Below are 17811 nucleotides of genomic sequence, written 5' to 3' on the forward strand. Positions count from 1 at the left end.
AGGGGAGGGCATCCCCAAAGTAACGCTACAGGAGTTGAAGCCTCTACTCTACTTGGTGCAAACCTGGTTGAGCAAGTTTTGACGATGAATGTAGAATCCCCGTGTCTTTAGACCGGGGAGTGTCAATAAAGACTTTGAGTGGAAGGAAAAGGATAAAATTTTGATTGATAAACTGGGATTTGGTGCTACTTCTTTAGACGAGTTTACTTACGATTCCAGTACAGGTGATTTATTCTTTAATTCTACTAAGTTTGCTACCATAGCTAACAATCCGATTGGCTTTAATATCTCATCAGAAGTTGTGCTGTATTAACGTTACTTTCAATACATAGTATAGGAGAGAAGAAGGAAAGCAGCAGGAAACAGGGGGGCTAGTAACTGAATCAAAATCTCTATCTAAAACCCTGTACTCTCTCCCCCTGCTTCTTCTGTCACCTGTCAAAAAAAATTCTGTAACAAATTTTGTAACAAGAATATAATTTCCCCTAACTCTCGTCTAAATTGATGAAACAGTGATGGGTAATCCCCACATACAGGGGTAATGTTCAAAGATATTCGAGATTATCAAATTTTATTTCTGAGTCTATTCCTAATTTTAGGGATTGGCACAAGAGACTGGACTCTGCGACCTGAGTTGATTTTAATAGCGATCGCAACTTGTCTAATTACACAATCAATATTCTCATTAGTCATCGCCAAAGAACCAACTTTCAATTTCCGCAGTCCCTTAATTACCTCTCTAGGACTCAGTTTACTATTGCGGGCTGACCATTGGACAACAATGGTTTTAGCCGCAGCAACAGCAATAGGTAGCAAATTTATTTTTCAGACAGGTGATAAGCATTTCTTTAACCCTGCTAACTTTGGCATTATTTCTGCCTTAGCACTCACTTCTGATGCTTGGGTTTCCCCTGGACAGTGGGGGGAAGAATGGTGGTATGGGCTGTTATTTGCCGGCACTGGTGGACTAATTTTACAAAGAATTGGTCGCTGGGATACCACAGGTGCTTTTTTAGGTGCTTACTCCCTACTGGAAGCAGTACGTAATGTTTGGTTAGGTTGGACTTGGGATGTTTACTTTCATCGTTTGATGAGTGGTTCTTTAATACTGTTTGCCTTATTTATGGTGACAGATCCCCGCTCTATTCCTAATGCTCCCATAGGTCGTATAGTTTGGGCAATTTCCATTGCCATAGTCACTTTTATTTTGCGGAATTATTTCTTTCTTTCTACCGCAGTTTTTTGGGCGTTATTTGCCCTTGCACCCATAACCATTCTTATAGATAACCTTTGGTTCTTCCCCAGATTTTCTTGGACTAAAAAAGATGAAGAGTGTGGGGAGATGGGGTGATGTTGAAGTTGATAATTGGTAATTAATACAATTCCATTTTTAATCCTGTAAATCCTGATTTAGACAATTTTCCTCAATAGCAACCTAACATTACCAAAAAAATGAAAAAATTTCGTTTATTCATTCCCTTACTAATAGCACTTATAGCTGTGCTATCTTTTGCACCCACAGCATTAGCATTTTGTGGATTTTATGTAGCCAAAGCTGATAGCAAGTTGTATAACCAAGCATCTCAAGTAATCATTGCACGGGAGGCTAATAAAACAGTATTAACAATGGCTAACGACTTTCAAGGTGAAGTTAAAGACTTTGCTGTAGTCGTACCTGTACCCACAGTTATTCAAAAAGAACAAGTGCGTGTTGCCCAACCAAATATTATTGAAAGATTGGATGCTTTTAGCGCCCCTAGATTGGTGGAATATTTTGATGAAGACCCCTGCGCTCCTGTTTATAAAATGCGGGATATGCCAGTACCAATGGCAGCAACCAGAGGCAGTGCTGAGGAAAGTAGCAGGCAAGATAATAGTTTAGGTGTCACTGTTGAAGCCAGGTTTAATGTCGGTGAATATGATATTTTGATCCTCAGTGCAAAGGAATCAGGTGGTTTAGAAACTTGGCTTAGACGTAATGGTTACAAAATTCCCAGAGGAGCAAATCAATTACTCAAACCCTACATTCGGTCTTCCATGAAGTTCTTTGTGGCTAAGGTCAATTTAGATAAATTTGAGGAATCTGGTTATCAATTTCTCCGACCTTTGCAAATTTCCTATGAATCACCTAAGTTTATGTTACCCATTCGCTTGGGTATGATTAATGCCACCAATGAGCAAGATTTAATTGTTTACATTCTCTCACCCCAAGGACAAGCAGAAGTTACCAACTACCGCACAGTAAAAGTTCCTTCTAACGTAAATATTCCTGTGTTTGTCAAAAACGAATTTGGCGACTTTTATAAATCTATGTTCCAAACTTCTTACACCAAAGAAGATAAAAAAGTTGCTTTTCTAGAATATGCTTGGGATATGAGTAATTGCGATCCTTGTTCTGCTCAACCTCTCAATCCCGAAGAACTCAAGCAAGCTGGTGTATTTTGGTTGGATAATAATGGTGATAACAATAGCATAGCCCCACCTGGTTTTGGTCGTCCCTTCCCCACAAGTAATGTTTATATCACTCGTTTGCACGTTCGCTACACTCGCAATAAATTTCCTGAAGATTTGATGTTTCAAACAACTTCCAACCGAGAATCTTTTCAAGGACGTTATGTTTTACAACATCCATTTACAGGCAAATTACAATGTTCTGCTGGTAGAGAATATAAACGTTCATTATCTCGGCGTTTTGAAAAAGAAGCACAAACTTTAGCACAGTTAACAAATTGGAAGATTCAAGACATTCGCCAAAAAATGAACCTGAGTTTGGAAAATTTCCAGACTTCTTGGTGGGAAAATATCTTGATGTTTTTTGGATTTTAAATAATTTAGAATTATCACCAACAAATCCCCAGCTTCTTGAAGAAGTGGGGATATATTTTCTTAATTATGGTAGCCAAAAAGATAAAAAATCCCTGAGTGAATTTAATCAATCTTATCAGTATTTGCTCTTACGTAAAATTCAGACAAGAAAATTAAGTTTGATCTACAACCGAGAACACTGATTTTCTCTATTGCCTTTGACAATATTGCTACCGCCGATTGGTGCAGAACGGTTTTGTTTACATTGCAGATTACCATCAATTTTATTATTTCTGATAGTAACTCCTCCTGTATTCTCAAATGCCTGCAAGTTGCCGCTAATTGTGTTGCCATTTGCAACTAACTGAGCGCGATTAGATTCCAATTGTAAGTCTTGACCGATTCGTGAATTAGTAATACTTGCCGCCCCTGATTGCTTGATTTGGATACTACCACCAATCACTGATCTAGAATCAACAACTACATTTCTTGCTTTCTCAGCCTGAATGTTGCCAAGTACGCTGACATTGATTGCTCTGAGTGTTGCTCTATTTTCTATTGTGATATTACCTTTGACTTTTGTTCCAGATAAAGTACAATTAGCACCCTTTGGTACTCGTAAATTATCAACTGTAACAGCACCTAATGTACTGTTACAAGTAACTTCTTCAGCCAGGACAGACGTAGAACAAGACAGAATTCCTGCTGCACCCAAGATAGCTATTGAAAAAAAATGTTTTTTGTTCATGGAAAATCTATTATTCTCATGTCCAGTGAATAACTTCCTATCTGAATGACGGTAATCAGAATCTATTGTTCCCCGTATTTACTTGAAAATACTGACAGTATGAAAATTATGCTGCAAATATGCTGCAAAAGCTGATTATCTAAGGATTATAGAGAATTTATCAAAATAATCGCGTCTAAAACCAGACTTCGTCCAAAGTTTTTGGAGCGGGGTATAAATCCCCGTTACAACAACGGCCTTCTGCCTCCTGCCTTCGTTAACCTTGACCATAACTATTAAAGGGTAGAATATATACCAATATCACGGTATCTGGAAAACCTCTATTGTTTAATTCTGGGGTACTGAGGACGACAGGGACTTCCCCAACAAACTTGTCCAGGGGGCATATTAGCAAATACGCTACTACGCGCACCAATAACGGCATTAGCACCAATTTCTACTCCTGGTGCGATAAAACAATCTGTTGCTACCCATGCACCGTTACCGATGGTAATACTTGCGGTTTTTAATCCAAAGGCGGGATCTTGGATGTCATGACTACCTGTACACAGGTAACTTTTTTGAGAAACTATGCAATGTTCACCAACGTAAATTTGATCCAGACTGTAAAATACTACGTCATCACCAATCCAACTGTAATCACCGATAGTAACTTTCCAAGGATAGGTAAAACGGGCTGTGGGTCGAATTACTACGCCTTTGCCAATTTTAGCTCCAAACAGCCGCAGCAAGGTACAACGGAGAATATTTAGGGGGTGGGGAGTGAGAGGAAAGGCGATCGCTTGCACTAACCACCATAACAAAACGTACCAACCAGATCTTCCTCTATCAAAGCGGGATTGGTCATATTTCCGTAAATCTACATAAGGTTTTTCATCGCTCATTGGTAATTGGTAATTGATAATTGATAATTGATAATTGACAATTGGTAATTGGTAGGTGGTGGATAAGGAAGTTATTTTCTTGTCTTTGTATATCTATTTGCTTCTTACTTTCACCTGTCACCTGTCACTTGTCACCTGTCACCTGTCACCTGTTCCCTATTAAATTGCCGTTTTTTCAACTTGTTGATTTACAGGTTTGGTGGTTGATACAGAGGTTTTAGCAACGTTTAATGTTCCGCCTAAAGTCCGTAATTCGTAGAGTTTGACTCCGATTTGATATTCATATTGACTTAGTAATCGTCCATAGATATATCCTGCTTTGCCATCTAAAAAACCTCGCTGAATGAAGTAGAACAAAATAAACCTTAAAAATGGTTTAAATGGCAAACGTACCCATACAGTTTTTAAGAAGCGTTTACGTTGTACTGCATCACCAAAGAGGTTTGCACCAATTGTCCCGCTGTCATCTTTGCCGTTGAGTAAATTAAAATAAACGCGGGCTTCCCAGTTAGAATAACGGTTATGTCTTTCTAACCAATGATATAAATCCCGGAAGTCTTCGTGGAGCATATCATGTTTGAGATATCCTACTTTTCCTTGCAAAATTACGTGTTCGTGAACTTCGTTATCGCCAGTGTTAGGAATATCTTCGGTATTCAGGTTTTCGTAACGGCCTTTTTGATGTTTAAATAACCGGAGATTCCAATCAGGATATTTACCTCCGTGACGAATCCACTTTCCTAGGAAGAATACCCGGCGATTGATATAATAGCCATTACATTCATTGTTTTGAATGACTTCGGCAATTTCAGCCCAAGATTCAGGTGTGATGCGTTCATCACAATCAACTATTAGTACCCATTCATTCCGAAAAGGCAGATTTTCTAATGACCAATTTTTCTTTTTTGGCCAACTGCCATTAAATTTAAATTGTACGACTTTAGCACCGTAACTTTCAGCAATTTCGATGCTTTTGTCTGTGCTTTGGGAATCAACGACAAAAATTTCATCGGCTGGTTGTAAACTTGTCAAACAAGCAGGTAGGTTTGCTTGCTCGTTTTTAGCGGGAATGAGTACGGAAACTGGTATTTTAGATGACATAATAATTTCTACTTTATTTGACTTTCATTTATTTTTTGCTGGCTTTGGAGATATAGCCGTAGTCACCGCATAGGTGAGGACATTTTGAAAGGGTGAGTGCTAGAAATAGCAATAGTTTTACCTTCTGCCTTCTGCCTCCTGCCTTCTGCCTCCTGCTATCAGTCCTTGAATAGCAGCATTTAAGTAACCAATCTGACCATAGGCATAGACTAGTTTATCAAATCTTTCGGCTGGATCAGTAATATATTGTAAGGATTTATATAAGCCACGTAAAAATTTTTCGCTGCCTCGTTGCAGTTGGCCAATTCCTGCTTTACCCGCAAGTTGTTCTCGATAGCATTCGCTAATGCCTTGCCACCAACCTCTATTTAAGAACCAGGTGGGTTTGAGTCTTTCTGGGGCGACGTTGTGGGCAACTAAGGCTTGGGGAAGATAAGCGACTTGCCAACCACGCTGAAGGGCAAATTCGGTCATTTGCAGTTCTTCATTGGATAAGAGGTTTTTACCTACTCGTCCTAGATGTGGATCAAAACCGCCTATGTCTGCTAAAAAACGACGGCGAATGGAGTAATTTAAACCTCTAGGGGTTAAACCGGGCTGTTCTATGTAAACGATGTTGTCACCCAAGTCATAAGCTCCTAAGTTGGCAGCTAGTCCGGTAGATAACCATTGTGGTGGTTCGATACCTGGTGGCCAGATGAGGGTAACTTTGCCTCCGGCGATCGCTAATTGGGAATTATGCTGATATGCAGAATACAACTCTTGTAACCATTGGGGACTGGCTACGGCATCATCATCCAAATAAGCGAGAATGTCAGCACTGGCAACTTTTGCACCTGTGTTGCGAGCTATGGATAAACCAAGGATGGGTTCAAATATATACTTGAGGTGGGGATGATGGGATCTTTCTTCTACCACTTCACGAGTGCGATCGCCAGATCCATTATCTACTACCACAATTTCAAAGTTAGCCGTAAACTGCTGGGCTAATAGGCTATCAATTGCTGCTCCTAAGTAGGTATCTCGATTGTGAGTACAGATGATGGCAGAAATTTGGACATCGGGCATGGTCTTGATTGGTATATAGCAGGGAACAGGGTTAAAAGCTTTTTGGTGTCAGGCTTTTTAGGCAAATTTTGTACCTCATTCAAGTGCATCCTGCTATCGAGGAAATTTGTTTTCCATCTGAAAATTTCCACTTCAGTGGTTGCTCTTTGCTTGTTAATTTACCCCAGAAACTACTGATTTACAAACAGAATTTTTACCTAAACACTGCGTTGCTGACCATCTTTTATCAAAAAATCTTGCAGACTTTACTACAACTTTATACTTGTTGAATATGGCTGTGTAAAGCCACAAGTGTTTCCGCTAGTTGGCTTAAGCGAGTTTCTAGTTGTTGTTTGCGGCCAAACAACTGACGTAATTTTTGGTAACGGGCAATGGCCATACTCACATTAGGAACCTGATCAACTGGACATTGACGTGACCAGACTTTACCGGTAGCATCAATTCCACAAAGACGGTAGCCAGTACGGGATGATGGGGATGATACTTTATCACCAGGCTCACAAATTTCTTCTACGTAATCCATCAGCCTTTCAATTTCTGCATGACGTAGAGTTGCAGTTCCTCCTGGTTCTGATTCTTGCGGATTGGATTCTAGCCAGCCGTTAATTACTGGTCCTTCTAAATAAATATCCTGAATTTGCTGGAGAATTGCTTGTAATTCTGTTTGCCAACTTGCCACAGTTTCTTGAATGTCTTGCAAGAGATTCATGGCAAATGCTGGATTTGCTCCATGACGATGATTGCTGAAACTGGGCGTTTTAAACTTGGGTAAGCTTGGTGTTTTTCCCCCACTATCCTGGGCAGGAAAAGTTTGTACAGAATTATCCTTGGGAAATAAATCTGGCTGTGGTTCTGAGTAATTTTCAGTATCTATATTTTGGGCATCTGTGTTTATGCCCTGATCCGCTGATTTTTCTTGGCCGTCTTTGGATTTGTTAGCGCCAACGCTAATTCTGAAGGAAAATGGACGTTTTATGCCATCACCTGTTTCTGATGTCAAGTCGGTACTGCGTATACCCAAATCATGTAGTGTGGCTTCAATGCGTTTTAAGCCTGGTTTCATAAAGAGATCCTGAAGCTTTTTGTGGTGGTATTAAATAATTTCTATTGGGGGTTTGTTAGCAACGCAAATTATAGAGAAACTTTTCCTTATTGTAGGGGATAATAGTAATCTCAGAAAGTTTAACTCACCAAAAACCTCAAGTTTTTTGAGCAGATATATGACAAATAATTATGAGTAGAGTTATTTTAATCACAGGCCCGTCACGTTCAGGCAAAAGTGAATGGGCTGAACACTTAGCAATGGAGTCTGGAAAACCAGTTATTTATATAGCCACAGCTACTGATAATCCCGATGATCCAGAGTGGCAGCAACGCATTCAAAAACACCAAGAACGCCGTCCTCAAGATTGGGTAACTCTCCATGCACCTGTAGAACTTAGTGATATTCTCCGCCATGCCCGTCCTCATACTTGTATTTTGATAGATTCTTTGGGAACTTGGGTAGCTAATTTTTTGGAACAAGATGATTTGAGTTGGCAAAAAATCCAGTTAGAGTTGTTAGCAGTTTTACCGTTTGTGGAGGCTGATTTGCTATTTGTGGCGGAAGAAACGGGTTGGGGTGTGGTGCCAGCTTATCCGTTAGGTCGTACATTCCGCGATCGCTTGGGTGCTTTAGTCCGTCAGTTAGGTGGGATGAGTGAAACTGTGTACTTAGTAACTGGTGGTCATGTTCTTAATCTGAGTGTTCTGGGTTTTCCCTTACCACCAACCAAGTCTTAATTCTAAATTAAAGATTGGGCAGGTAAAATTTCTGAATTAAAAACTACAATCAAAGTATGGCAAACAAACAAGAAGTCAAAAAATATCTCGCTCACTGGTTTCAGTTAGGGAAAAAAGTGATAGTGGGTAATGGAGAAGAAATTCTGTTACCTACATCAGTAGTCAACGGCGATCGCTATAGCCAAGAATTTGAAGATTGCTGGCAAAAAATGCTTTCCTTGATCGGAATCCGTGAATGCTACTTAGAAGGTACTCACGAAACCATAGACCAACTGCTCACACCTGTGTGGGAAATTCTTCCTTGTGGACGTTGTGCTATGCCAGTACCCATCAAGACAATGGGAATGCCATCATTATTGTGTCCCTGCTTTTATCTATCAACTTGGCCTAATAATGAGCTACCTTCACCACGATGCCCAGTTAATAATCTAGAGCAATTGACAGAAATACGCGATGCTTGTAGCGAACGTACCAATCGTTTGATTGATAATATTCCCTCAGAGGTTTAACAACTGGTTACGGTTATAAGTTGTTAAATAATTATTTTTAATACTTTTTAATATATTAAGATAGTTAACCCTCATTCTGAGAACCCAGCATTCCTAAATAAACACCAAAAAATCAATTATCCAATCTTATGGGGTAGGCATATTGCCTGCCCTTTATTGTTAGCACACAAGAGGGCAGCATCACCATAAATGTTGCGATATTTTTTATTTGTAAGTCCAGAATGCTGATAATTAAAGCTTGTATTTTTCGGAAATATAGATTGCTAAATTTGGAAATTAAGTTGGTAGAAATTGAGCATGATTTCCTGGGTCGGTTCTCGATATTGTATTAACAAGCGAGGAGTTAAGCAGCACGCAAAACTTAAATTAACTCCAAGCAATAACTCAGATCAAGGAGATTTCTATCATGTCTAACTTATTTACCGCAGTATCCGTTGAACAACAAGAAATCGTAGCTGGTGGCAAAATATCTGGTGGAGTGGAATCCAAGTATAAATTTACAGACTACGAAGGATTAGTAATCAAAGGGTTTAGATTAAAGAATGGTAAAGGTGGATCTGGATTATGGTTTGATAAATTAGAAGCATTTAATGATGAAACAGAATATTCTTACTTGGCTTCTGACATATACGTTAAGTAAACTTAATTCACGGTAATAGACCTCTTGCAAAAGTAATTTGTGCAAGAGTTGGGAAAAGGTTAAAGGGTCAAGAAAGGTTCTCCCTCTTAACCTTTCCCCGACTTCTGCAAGAAGTCTAATGAATTAAGCGAAAATAAAGTGATGTTAGATCTTTCCGTAAATCATCATGATTATCAATTAAATTTACGGAAAAATGAACTTACCTAGTCTCTTGAAGACTTTTACTTGACACAAAGAGAATAAATGTAAGTGCAAATCTGACACAGTATCATCAAATCACTCTAATTTGATTGTTGGCTGTTAAAATTTAACAGTCAACAATCAGAATTCCAAATCAGATGTTTCAGCCAAAATAACTTAAAAACGGAATTGATATGTCGAAACATATTAAGGAAATCAACTCCGAATTATTCCACAACTTATCAGAACAAGAACAGGAATCTGTATCTGGGGGATATTCACGATATCCTTTTTTATTACAACTAACAAAAATCACATCTTTAGCTAGAAATGAAATATCTTTTTCAGCAACTAGTGGTAATACTTCTATTAAACAAGATAGTGCATATACATCTACAGAACTGGTCATCGGTATAGATTCATCTTTTTTAGGTGGTAGTCGTGGACAAAGAAGGAATAGAAGTTTAAATAGCTTATTGAGATTATTATATAGGCTATTGTATTAAAACAAATTAAGTTATCAAGCCAGATGCTCACTCAGGAACTCATAGTTAATGCAATTTGACTTAAAAATAATAATTCATTCCACCAATAAATAATAACATTGCCATCTAAAATCCGAAATTCTATGAATTACTAGCACCTCCGACTTATATTTGCAACTATCTAGGGTGCTTTACTTATGAAACTTCAATTTGTCAAACAGCACAGTGAAGAAGACTGTGGTGCAGCTTGTTTGGCTGCGATCGCTAAATATTACGGTCATAATTTTACCCTCTCTCGGATTCGGGAAGCGGTCGGAACTGGACAAAGTGGTACTACATTATTAGGTTTAAGAAGAGGTGCAGAAACCCTCGGTTTTAAAGCTAACCCCGTCAAAACATCACCAGAAGTTCTAGACCGAATAAACGAAGCACCCTTACCAGCAATTATTCACTGGAAAGGAAATCATTGGGTAGTTTTATACGGTAAAAAAGGCAAAAATTATCTAATTGCAGATCCTGCAGTCGGAGTTCGTCATCTTTCTAAAAAAGATTTAATTGATGGTTGGAAAGATTGGTTAATTCTCTTACTAGAACCAGATCCCATCCGCTTCTTTGAACAAGAAAGTGATAAAACTGGAGGCTTTTGGCGTTTCTTCAAACGAGTTTGGATTTATCGTGCCATTTTAGTCCAAGCTTTACCTTTAAACTTAATCTTAGGTTTACTATCTTTAGCTTCTCCTTTTTTGCTGCAAATTCTCACCGATGATGTCCTAGTTAGAGGTGACACAAAATTACTGACTACCGTAGCAATTTCTGTAGTAGTCATGAATTTTATTTCTAATAGTCTTGCATTTGTACAATCTAACTTAATTGCTCACTTTGCTCAACGCTTACAATTAGGGCTAGTTTTAGATTTTGGTCGGCAAATTTTACGCCTACCTCTGAGTTATTATGAAGCTCGACGCAGTGGAGAAATTGTTAGCCGTTTGCAGGATATTGAGCAGATTAATCAGTTAGTGGCTCAATTAGTAGTCAGTTTACCCAGTCGATTTTTTATAGCTTTAATCTCTTTAGGCTTCATGATTTTTTATAGTTGGAAACTGACCGCAGTCGCTTTAGTAATTGCGGTAATCATGACATTATCTACTATTGTCTTTCAGCCAAGTTTACAACAAAAAACTCGTGAGCTTTTAGTGCAAGAAGCCGAAACACAAGGTGTTTTAGTTGAAACTTTTAAGGGTGCATTAACCCTGAAAACCACTACATCAGCACCACAGTTTTGGGATGAATTAGAAAATCGTTTTGGTCGTCTGGCTAATCTCACATTTCGCACTATCCAAATTGGCATCATCAATAATACATTTTCTGGTTTTGTTGCTGGTATTGGAGGTGTGATTTTACTTTGGTTTGGTGGCTATTTAGTAATTAATCCAGCAGAAAATCTCAGCATCGGGAAACTATTAGCATTTAACTCAATGAATGGTAATTTCTTGGGTTTAATTGGTACTGTTATCAGCTTTGTTGAAGAATTTACTCATGCTAAAACCGCTATACAACGCTTGACAGAAGTTATTGATGCTACTCCAGAAAATGAAAATGATGGCAAAAAACCTTTTGCTAAAATTCCTGAAGATGCGGATATTGTTTGTACAAATATTAATTTTCACTATGCAGGTAGAATTGATCTTTTAGAAGACTTTTCTTTAACAATTCCAGGTGGTCAAGTTATTGCTTTAATTGGTAAATCTGGATGTGGTAAGAGTACCCTTGCTAAATTAATCGCTGGATTATATCAAATCCAATCTGGAAATATCCGCATTGGACTTTATAACCTCCAAGACCTTTCTTTAGAAAGTCTCCGTCAACAGGTGGTACTTGTTCCTCAAGATGCTCATTTTTGGAGTCGTTCTATTATTGAAAATTTTCGTTTAGGAGCGCCCTATGTTACTTTTGAGCAAATTGTGAGGGCTTGTCAAATTTCTGGTGCAGATGAATTTATCAGTAAATTACCAGAAAAATATCAAACTATTTTAGGTGAATTTGGCGCAAATCTTTCCGGTGGTCAACGTCAAAGATTAGCCATAGCTAGAGCTATTATTACAGAGCCAGCAGTTTTGATTTTAGATGAATCCACAGCTGGGCTTGATCCCGTAAGCGAAGCGCAAGTTTTAGAGAAATTATTTAAACATCGTGCGGGTAAAACCACAATTTTAATTACTCATCGTCCTCAAGTAATTAATCGTGCTAGTTGGATCGTTTTGCTGGATCAAGGAAGATTAAAACTCGAAGGTTATTTGGAGGAATTAAAATCTAAACCTGGAGATCATTTAGATTTTCTAAGTTTCTAATTAGTAATAATAATCAGGTAATTATGCTCTACACTCATAATCAAAAACTTATCTCTTCAGTAGACAATGATCACTCTCTTCCGCCTATTAGTCGTTGGACATCATTAGCAGGAATGTTTCTTGTCGGAACTGTTGCTACTGGCATTACTCTCTCTTCATGGGTTAAGTATAATGTCACAGTCAAAGCTGATGCTACTGTCCGTCCTATAGGAGAAATTCGATTAGTACAACCAGAAATGGAAGGAACTATTAAAAATATCTTGGTTAAGGAAAATCAAGTTGTAAAAATTGGTGATGTCATTGCTAGTCTTGATACCGAACAATTACTGATTAAAAAAAGCCAGATTCAAGATAATATTCAACAAAGTAACTTGCAAACAAGGCAAATTGATGCCCAAATTCGGATTTTAAATAATCAGATTTCAGCAGAAAAACAAGTTATAGAAAAAGTAATTGCTTCGGCTAAAGCTGATTTATTACGTAACCAGCGAGAATATCAAGAACTGCAAATTAATACCCAAAGTGAATTTCTTTCAGCTATAGCTAGTCTGCAAAAATCTCAGACGGATTTACAAAAAGCTAAAGCTAATTTAGAATTTGCAAAAATAGATCGAGATCGCTATGAGCAATTATCACAAATAGGCGCAATTGGCAGACGAGAATTTGAGCAGAAACAATTAGTTGTGAAGCAGTCACAGTTAACACTAGAAGCTGAAAAAATATCTTTTGCAATAGCCAAAATTAAAGTCAAATCAGCAAAAGCTTCTGTAAACCCAACTCCAGCAATGGTGATTATGGCACAAGAACGTATTGCCCAAGAAATAGCTAAAGGTAATGCAAATATAGCCATTTTGAAAAAAGAACAACAAGCATTAATCGAGCGAAGAGTTCAATTAAAAGCACAGATTCAACAATTGCAAAAAGAACTACAACAAGTTGAAAATCAACTGAGAAAAAGCACAATTCTTGCTACTAGTAACGGTATTATTCTCAAACTAAATTTACGTAATCCTGGTCAAGTAGTACGTGCTAGTGAATCTATTGCTGAGATTGTTCCTAATCATGATTCTCTAGTTATTAAAGCTATAATTCCTACTGCTGAAATTAAAAAAGTTGCTGTTGATCAGAAAGTCAATTTGCGGATTGATGCCTGTCCCTATCCTGATTATGGCACACTCAAAGGTGTAGTTAAAACTATTTCTCCAGACGTAATCACAAACCAAAAGAATACAAGTATAGCAGCGTCTAGTAGTTATTTTGAAGCAACTATTCAACCAGAAACCCTTCAATTTGGTAATAGTAATCATCAATGTTATCTCCAATCAGGAATGCAAGTAAAAGCTGACATTATTTCTCAAGAAGAAACTGCTTTGAAATTTATGCTTAGAAAAGCAAGATTGATTACTGATTTATAAGTGAATACAATGATGATCAGCTAAAAAATGTCAATTTACAGCAGGGAACCGAGAATAGGAAACAGGCTTAAAAGTCTCTTGTTATATGGCTTCACTCCTAAATCTTATACCTTATTTACCTACAATCTGCTATAAAAGCTTTTTTCAGTCATAATCATTGTTAAGTTTATGACATCCGCAGAAAAAATAACCCCAGCATTAAAATGGTGGTTCTATAGACAATCCATAAAACTATTTCTGGAAGCCGAAAAAATCCGGGACAGTTTATTACAAGAATCTTTCACTATTCGTCGTAGCTTAGAGGTATTAAAAATAGATCATCTGAATTTATCAACTCATCAGATTTCCGAACACATCAAAAAAATCGAAAATTTTCATCATTCTTTAGTTCAATTGAGCGATCGCTTATGTCCAGTGTATATTCAAGACAGTTTACCACTTTCAATTCAGTCCTTATTAGATCCCTGGTTGACCTCTAATCCTCATGTATATTTTCACATTGATATGCCAATATCCTGGCGAAATGAACCTGTTGAATGTAGTTTCCTTATTTTAAGGGCTTTAGAAGAATTACTGACAATTACTTTGCCACAATTCTCCACCGCTATTTCTATTCATATCAGTTTAAAAGAAAAAGAAAATGCAAGAGAATTAACCGTGCATATTACCTATCCTGATATATCTAGCATGATTTTTTATTCCAATCTGCCAGAATTAAAATATCTCAGTGATAGTGTTCAGTTTTTAATTCCTGGTAAGTGTTTTTACAAAAGTAGAAATATGAGAATAGCTTGGTATTTTTGTTGGTAAGTATTGTTATAACAGGGAATAAGATTGCAGGTTTTTTATCTCTGTAGCGCAGCTTGGTGTCAACCATATTTTCTAATTATTGTCTGTTTTCAACCAACTGATAACCGCTATATTTAGCAAACATTTAGCGATAAACAGACAATTTTTTAGTAAAAATCTATGAATGAAAAATATACAGAGGGAGGGTGACATACCTCATAGCGATTAAATTATCAGAAATACAATTTGATATATAGTATATTGCAGATCAATAAGGTACAAATTTTTATGATAAAGCCTTGCACCAAAAGGGTTTTACTGCTGAAAGCTACTGTAAATCAATTAATAGCATGAAATAAAAAATAAATTACCTACTGTGTCATCATTCATTATTAACTATGGAACAAGTTTTATCAGCTAATAAATCGCTGAAAATTCTAGTAATTGATGACCACGAATCTGTTTTAAGTGGAACAGTTGATATTCTGCATAAAAACTATCCTGATGCTGAACTTATAACGGCTGTAAATGCTACAAATGCTATTGAACAACTGAGTCGTTTACAGCCAGATTTGATAGTTATGGATCTTTCAATTCCCGATAAACATGGACTGACAGCCAGACCTAATAACGGTATTCAACTTCTGAAAACTGTGATGAAAAAATATCCCAACTTAAATATAGTTGTCCAAAGCGCCCATGTGAGAACATTGATCCGTATTCGTTTAGATATTGATAATCATAAAGGAGGCTTTACCATTGCTGATAAAAGTCTTTCCACCCTGGAAATGTTAACAAGAGTTGACTGGTCATTACAAGGATTAACTCATACAAAAGATATTAAAGGAATCCACTCAGGATTAGAAGTAAAACCAGAGTGGTTAAAGGTATTACATCTAGCATTTGAAAAAGGATTACAAGATAAAGCCATCGCTGAGGAAATGTGTGTATCTGAGCGCATGGTACGTCATTATTGGAATAAGCTACAAGATGCTTTAAACGTTTACCCAGAAGAAGGTAAAAATATCCGTATTCAAACAGAAATGCGAGCTAGAGAAGAAGGCTTGATTGACTAACATAGCAAGTGATAGGTGATAGATTTGAAAACATATTCAGTTAAAAATCATGTCATTATTGGTATTGCTATTTCTAACCTAGTGAGTGCTGGTTATATTCTCTTAACTTGGAGTGGTTTTACGCCCAGATTTTCAGCAATTTTTGTTCTGGTTTTAAATGCTCTAGCAATCACAGCTTTATATCAATATGATCAAGCTGTAAAATCTGGGCTGAAAGCTAGACAAGCGATGCTGGAAATCATCTTTGAAACAATTCATAATGGACCATTACAAAACCTGGACAGGATTTTAAAATTGGTCAGAGAACAAAATTTATCCAATAAAAAATTAATACCTGAATTAGAACAAGAGCTAGACAAACTCAACCAAGAGTTACAGGGAATTTATGAATTTTGGCAACAAGAAACTCTCACTCAAGAAGCAAATCTTTACTTAGGCAACAACATAGTTATCAGTTTACAAGATCCCCTGCATGAAGTTCTTTATCAAGTTTATAGCTATACATTAGAGCGAGATTTTCCCTGTTTTAAAACCATTAAAATAAAAATTCGGACTTTTGAGCCTGTACCTGAACAGGGTTTAACAATTGACCACAAGCGAGGAATTTGCAGATTTCTAGAAGAAGCTTTGTGTAACGTGGGTAAATATGCCACAGAAGTCACCTGTCTGGAAGTTACCTGCTCATCATCTGCTGGTTGGTATACCCTGCGTATTATAGATAACGGTTTGGGCATTAACACATCCAGAGAAGGCCGAGGAACAAAACAGTTTAAAAATTTAGCAACACAGATTCAAGGCAAATTTCAACGACTTCCCCTTTCTCCCAAAGGAACTATTTGTGAGTTATCCTGGCCTGGATGCCTTGTGAGTTATGATATGTAAATCATTCTCTATTTGGCATCTAGCTCTTTCTTTAGTGGCTGATTGCCAACAAGATTTTGCTCAACAACTGTGTCACTATAAAAAAAATAAATCTTCATACTGAGCGAGAAGAAGGCTAAAAAACGCTGTGCAGATAACATTTTTAGGGACGAGTTCCGGTGTACCTACAAGATCACGTAATGTTTCCAGTGTCGCACTGAGACTACCACAAAGGGCAGAATTGTGGTTGTTTGACTGTGGTGAAGGTACACAGCACCAACTTTTGCGGAGTGACCTGAAAATGAGCCAACTCTCCCGCATTTTTATCACCCATCTGCACGGGGATCATATTTTTGGTTTAATGGGACTTTTGGCTAGTTGTGGTTTAGCAGGTAATGTAGAACGAGTGGATATTTATGGACCATCTGGATTAAATGAGTACATACAAGCTGCGTCACGTTACTCTCACACCCATTTCTCATACCCCATTAAGGTACATACCGTCCATCCCGGCATAATTTACGAAGATCATGAGTTTATAGTTAGCTGTGGTCTTCTGCATCACCGCATCACAGCTTTCGGCTATCGTGTAACAGAAAAAGATAGAACCGGACGCTTTGATGTCGAAAAAGCTAAAGCTTTACAAATTCCTTCTGGCCCTATTTATGGCAAACTTAAGCGCGGTGAAACTGTCACCCTGGAAGATGGAAGAGTAATTGATGGTAGTAAATTATGTGGTCCGACGGAAATTGGTCGCAAGTTTGCCTATTGCACAGATACTGTTTATTGTGATGGTGCGGTGCAGTTGGCTCAGGATGCAGATGTATTGATTCATGAGGCTACATTTGCCCATCAAGATGCGGATATGGCTTTTCAAAGATTGCACTCTACCAGCACAATGGCAGCACAAACTGCTTATGCCGCTGGTGTACATAAATTAATTATGACTCATTTTAGTCCCCGTTATACTCCAGGTAATGCGATTGAGTTAAAAGATTTACTTCAGGAAGCCCGTGCTATTTTTCCTAAAACTATTATGGCTAGTGATTTTATGGTTTATGACATACCGAGAAGACGGGAAGTAAATTGATAATTGATAATTGATAATTGATAATTGATA

Annotated in this window: 18 protein-coding genes; 13 read left to right on the plus strand and 5 right to left on the minus strand. The window is 37.6% G+C overall.

Annotated features, from left to right (window positions below; translation table 11 throughout):
- Positions 1-160 precede the first annotated feature (160 nt).
- The 3 genes from A0J48_RS22595 to A0J48_RS22605 all read left to right on the plus strand — a co-directional run bounded on the left by A0J48_RS22595 (position 161) and on the right by A0J48_RS22605 (position 2826).
- A complete protein-coding gene (locus A0J48_RS22595) occupies positions 161-313 on the plus strand; it encodes a hypothetical protein (RefSeq protein WP_200326836.1) in 153 nt (50 codons plus the stop codon).
- 228 nt (positions 314-541) lie between these two features.
- Positions 542-1351 (plus strand): RnfABCDGE type electron transport complex subunit D, encoded by an 810-nt coding sequence (locus A0J48_RS22600; RefSeq protein WP_200326837.1) that lies wholly within the window; start codon positions 542-544, stop codon positions 1349-1351.
- 101 nt (positions 1352-1452) lie between these two features.
- Positions 1453-2826 carry a DUF2330 domain-containing protein gene (locus A0J48_RS22605; RefSeq protein ID WP_200326838.1) on the plus strand — a complete coding sequence of 458 codons (1374 nt, stop codon included), beginning with the start codon at positions 1453-1455 and terminating at the stop codon, positions 2824-2826.
- A 163-nt stretch (positions 2827-2989) separates the two neighbouring features.
- On the opposite strand, the gene A0J48_RS22610 is transcribed toward A0J48_RS22605, so the two are convergent.
- The 5 genes from A0J48_RS22610 to A0J48_RS22630 form a co-directional block, all read right to left on the minus strand.
- Positions 2990-3553, minus strand: coding sequence for a hypothetical protein (locus A0J48_RS22610; protein ID WP_200326839.1), 564 nt, complete (start codon positions 3551-3553; stop codon positions 2990-2992).
- 320 nt (positions 3554-3873) lie between these two features.
- Positions 3874-4437, minus strand: a complete 564-nt coding sequence (gene hpsU, locus A0J48_RS22615; RefSeq protein WP_200326840.1) for a hormogonium polysaccharide biosynthesis acetyltransferase HpsU — start codon at positions 4435-4437, stop codon at positions 3874-3876.
- A 159-nt stretch (positions 4438-4596) separates the two neighbouring features.
- A complete protein-coding gene (locus A0J48_RS22620; protein WP_200326841.1) occupies positions 4597-5538 on the minus strand; it encodes a glycosyltransferase family 2 protein in 942 nt (313 codons plus the stop codon).
- Positions 5539-5655: 117 nt separating this feature from the next.
- Entirely contained in the window at positions 5656-6606 is a 951-nt protein-coding gene (locus tag A0J48_RS22625) for a glycosyltransferase family 2 protein (RefSeq protein WP_200326842.1), read from the minus strand.
- A gap of 256 nt (positions 6607-6862) precedes the next feature.
- Entirely contained in the window at positions 6863-7669 is an 807-nt protein-coding gene (locus A0J48_RS22630) for a hypothetical protein (protein ID WP_200326843.1), read from the minus strand.
- A 170-nt stretch (positions 7670-7839) separates the two neighbouring features.
- Between A0J48_RS22630 and cobU the strand changes: the two genes are divergently transcribed.
- The 10 genes from cobU to A0J48_RS22680 all read left to right on the plus strand — a co-directional run bounded on the left by cobU (position 7840) and on the right by A0J48_RS22680 (position 17781).
- Positions 7840-8388, plus strand: a complete 549-nt coding sequence (gene cobU / locus A0J48_RS22635; protein ID WP_200326844.1) for a bifunctional adenosylcobinamide kinase/adenosylcobinamide-phosphate guanylyltransferase — start codon at positions 7840-7842, stop codon at positions 8386-8388.
- Positions 8389-8444: 56 nt separating this feature from the next.
- Entirely contained in the window at positions 8445-8897 is a 453-nt protein-coding gene (locus tag A0J48_RS22640; protein WP_200326845.1) for a hypothetical protein, read from the plus strand.
- 406 nt (positions 8898-9303) lie between these two features.
- Positions 9304-9537, plus strand: a complete 234-nt coding sequence (locus tag A0J48_RS22645; RefSeq protein ID WP_200326846.1) for a hypothetical protein — start codon at positions 9304-9306, stop codon at positions 9535-9537.
- 374 nt (positions 9538-9911) lie between these two features.
- Positions 9912-10223 (plus strand): hypothetical protein, encoded by a 312-nt coding sequence (locus A0J48_RS22650; protein WP_200326847.1) that lies wholly within the window; start codon positions 9912-9914, stop codon positions 10221-10223.
- A gap of 176 nt (positions 10224-10399) precedes the next feature.
- Positions 10400-12550 carry a peptidase domain-containing ABC transporter gene (locus A0J48_RS22655; protein ID WP_200326848.1) on the plus strand — a complete coding sequence of 717 codons (2151 nt, stop codon included), beginning with the start codon at positions 10400-10402 and terminating at the stop codon, positions 12548-12550.
- A 23-nt stretch (positions 12551-12573) separates the two neighbouring features.
- Positions 12574-13965 (plus strand): HlyD family secretion protein, encoded by a 1392-nt coding sequence (locus A0J48_RS22660; RefSeq protein WP_200326849.1) that lies wholly within the window; start codon positions 12574-12576, stop codon positions 13963-13965.
- 168 nt (positions 13966-14133) lie between these two features.
- Positions 14134-14775, plus strand: coding sequence for a hypothetical protein (locus tag A0J48_RS22665; RefSeq protein WP_200326850.1), 642 nt, complete (start codon positions 14134-14136; stop codon positions 14773-14775).
- A gap of 377 nt (positions 14776-15152) precedes the next feature.
- A complete protein-coding gene (locus tag A0J48_RS22670) occupies positions 15153-15830 on the plus strand; it encodes a response regulator (RefSeq protein WP_200326851.1) in 678 nt (225 codons plus the stop codon).
- 15 nt (positions 15831-15845) lie between these two features.
- Positions 15846-16712: a sensor histidine kinase gene (locus tag A0J48_RS22675; protein WP_200326852.1), complete on the plus strand. Its 867-nt coding sequence runs from the start codon at positions 15846-15848 to the stop codon at positions 16710-16712.
- Between the two features lie 127 nt (positions 16713-16839).
- Positions 16840-17781 carry a ribonuclease Z gene (locus tag A0J48_RS22680; RefSeq protein WP_200326853.1) on the plus strand — a complete coding sequence of 314 codons (942 nt, stop codon included), beginning with the start codon at positions 16840-16842 and terminating at the stop codon, positions 17779-17781.
- Positions 17782-17811 lie beyond the last annotated feature (30 nt).

Source organism: Sphaerospermopsis aphanizomenoides BCCUSP55 (assembly GCF_001586785.1).
GTDB lineage: Bacteria > Cyanobacteriota > Cyanobacteriia > Cyanobacteriales > Nostocaceae > Sphaerospermopsis_A > Sphaerospermopsis_A aphanizomenoides_A.

Excerpts from the sequence above, each read along its gene's own strand:
- A0J48_RS22600 (WP_200326837.1), top strand. The coding sequence starts at position 542 with ATGTTCAAAGATATTCGAGATTATCAAATTTTATTTCTGAGTCTATTC.
- A0J48_RS22605 (WP_200326838.1), top strand. The coding sequence starts at position 1,453 with ATGAAAAAATTTCGTTTATTCATTCCCTTACTAATAGCACTTATAGCT.
- A0J48_RS22610 (WP_200326839.1), bottom strand. The coding sequence starts at position 3,553 with ATGAACAAAAAACATTTTTTTTCAATAGCTATCTTGGGTGCAGCAGGA.
- hpsU (WP_200326840.1), bottom strand. The coding sequence starts at position 4,437 with ATGAGCGATGAAAAACCTTATGTAGATTTACGGAAATATGACCAATCC.
- A0J48_RS22620 (WP_200326841.1), bottom strand. The coding sequence starts at position 5,538 with ATGTCATCTAAAATACCAGTTTCCGTACTCATTCCCGCTAAAAACGAG.
- A0J48_RS22625 (WP_200326842.1), bottom strand. The coding sequence starts at position 6,606 with ATGCCCGATGTCCAAATTTCTGCCATCATCTGTACTCACAATCGAGAT.
- A0J48_RS22630 (WP_200326843.1), bottom strand. The coding sequence starts at position 7,669 with ATGAAACCAGGCTTAAAACGCATTGAAGCCACACTACATGATTTGGGT.
- cobU (WP_200326844.1), top strand. The coding sequence starts at position 7,840 with ATGAGTAGAGTTATTTTAATCACAGGCCCGTCACGTTCAGGCAAAAGT.
- A0J48_RS22640 (WP_200326845.1), top strand. The coding sequence starts at position 8,445 with ATGGCAAACAAACAAGAAGTCAAAAAATATCTCGCTCACTGGTTTCAG.
- A0J48_RS22645 (WP_200326846.1), top strand. The coding sequence starts at position 9,304 with ATGTCTAACTTATTTACCGCAGTATCCGTTGAACAACAAGAAATCGTA.
- A0J48_RS22650 (WP_200326847.1), top strand. The coding sequence starts at position 9,912 with ATGTCGAAACATATTAAGGAAATCAACTCCGAATTATTCCACAACTTA.
- A0J48_RS22655 (WP_200326848.1), top strand. The coding sequence starts at position 10,400 with ATGAAACTTCAATTTGTCAAACAGCACAGTGAAGAAGACTGTGGTGCA.
- A0J48_RS22660 (WP_200326849.1), top strand. The coding sequence starts at position 12,574 with ATGCTCTACACTCATAATCAAAAACTTATCTCTTCAGTAGACAATGAT.
- A0J48_RS22665 (WP_200326850.1), top strand. The coding sequence starts at position 14,134 with ATGACATCCGCAGAAAAAATAACCCCAGCATTAAAATGGTGGTTCTAT.
- A0J48_RS22670 (WP_200326851.1), top strand. The coding sequence starts at position 15,153 with ATGGAACAAGTTTTATCAGCTAATAAATCGCTGAAAATTCTAGTAATT.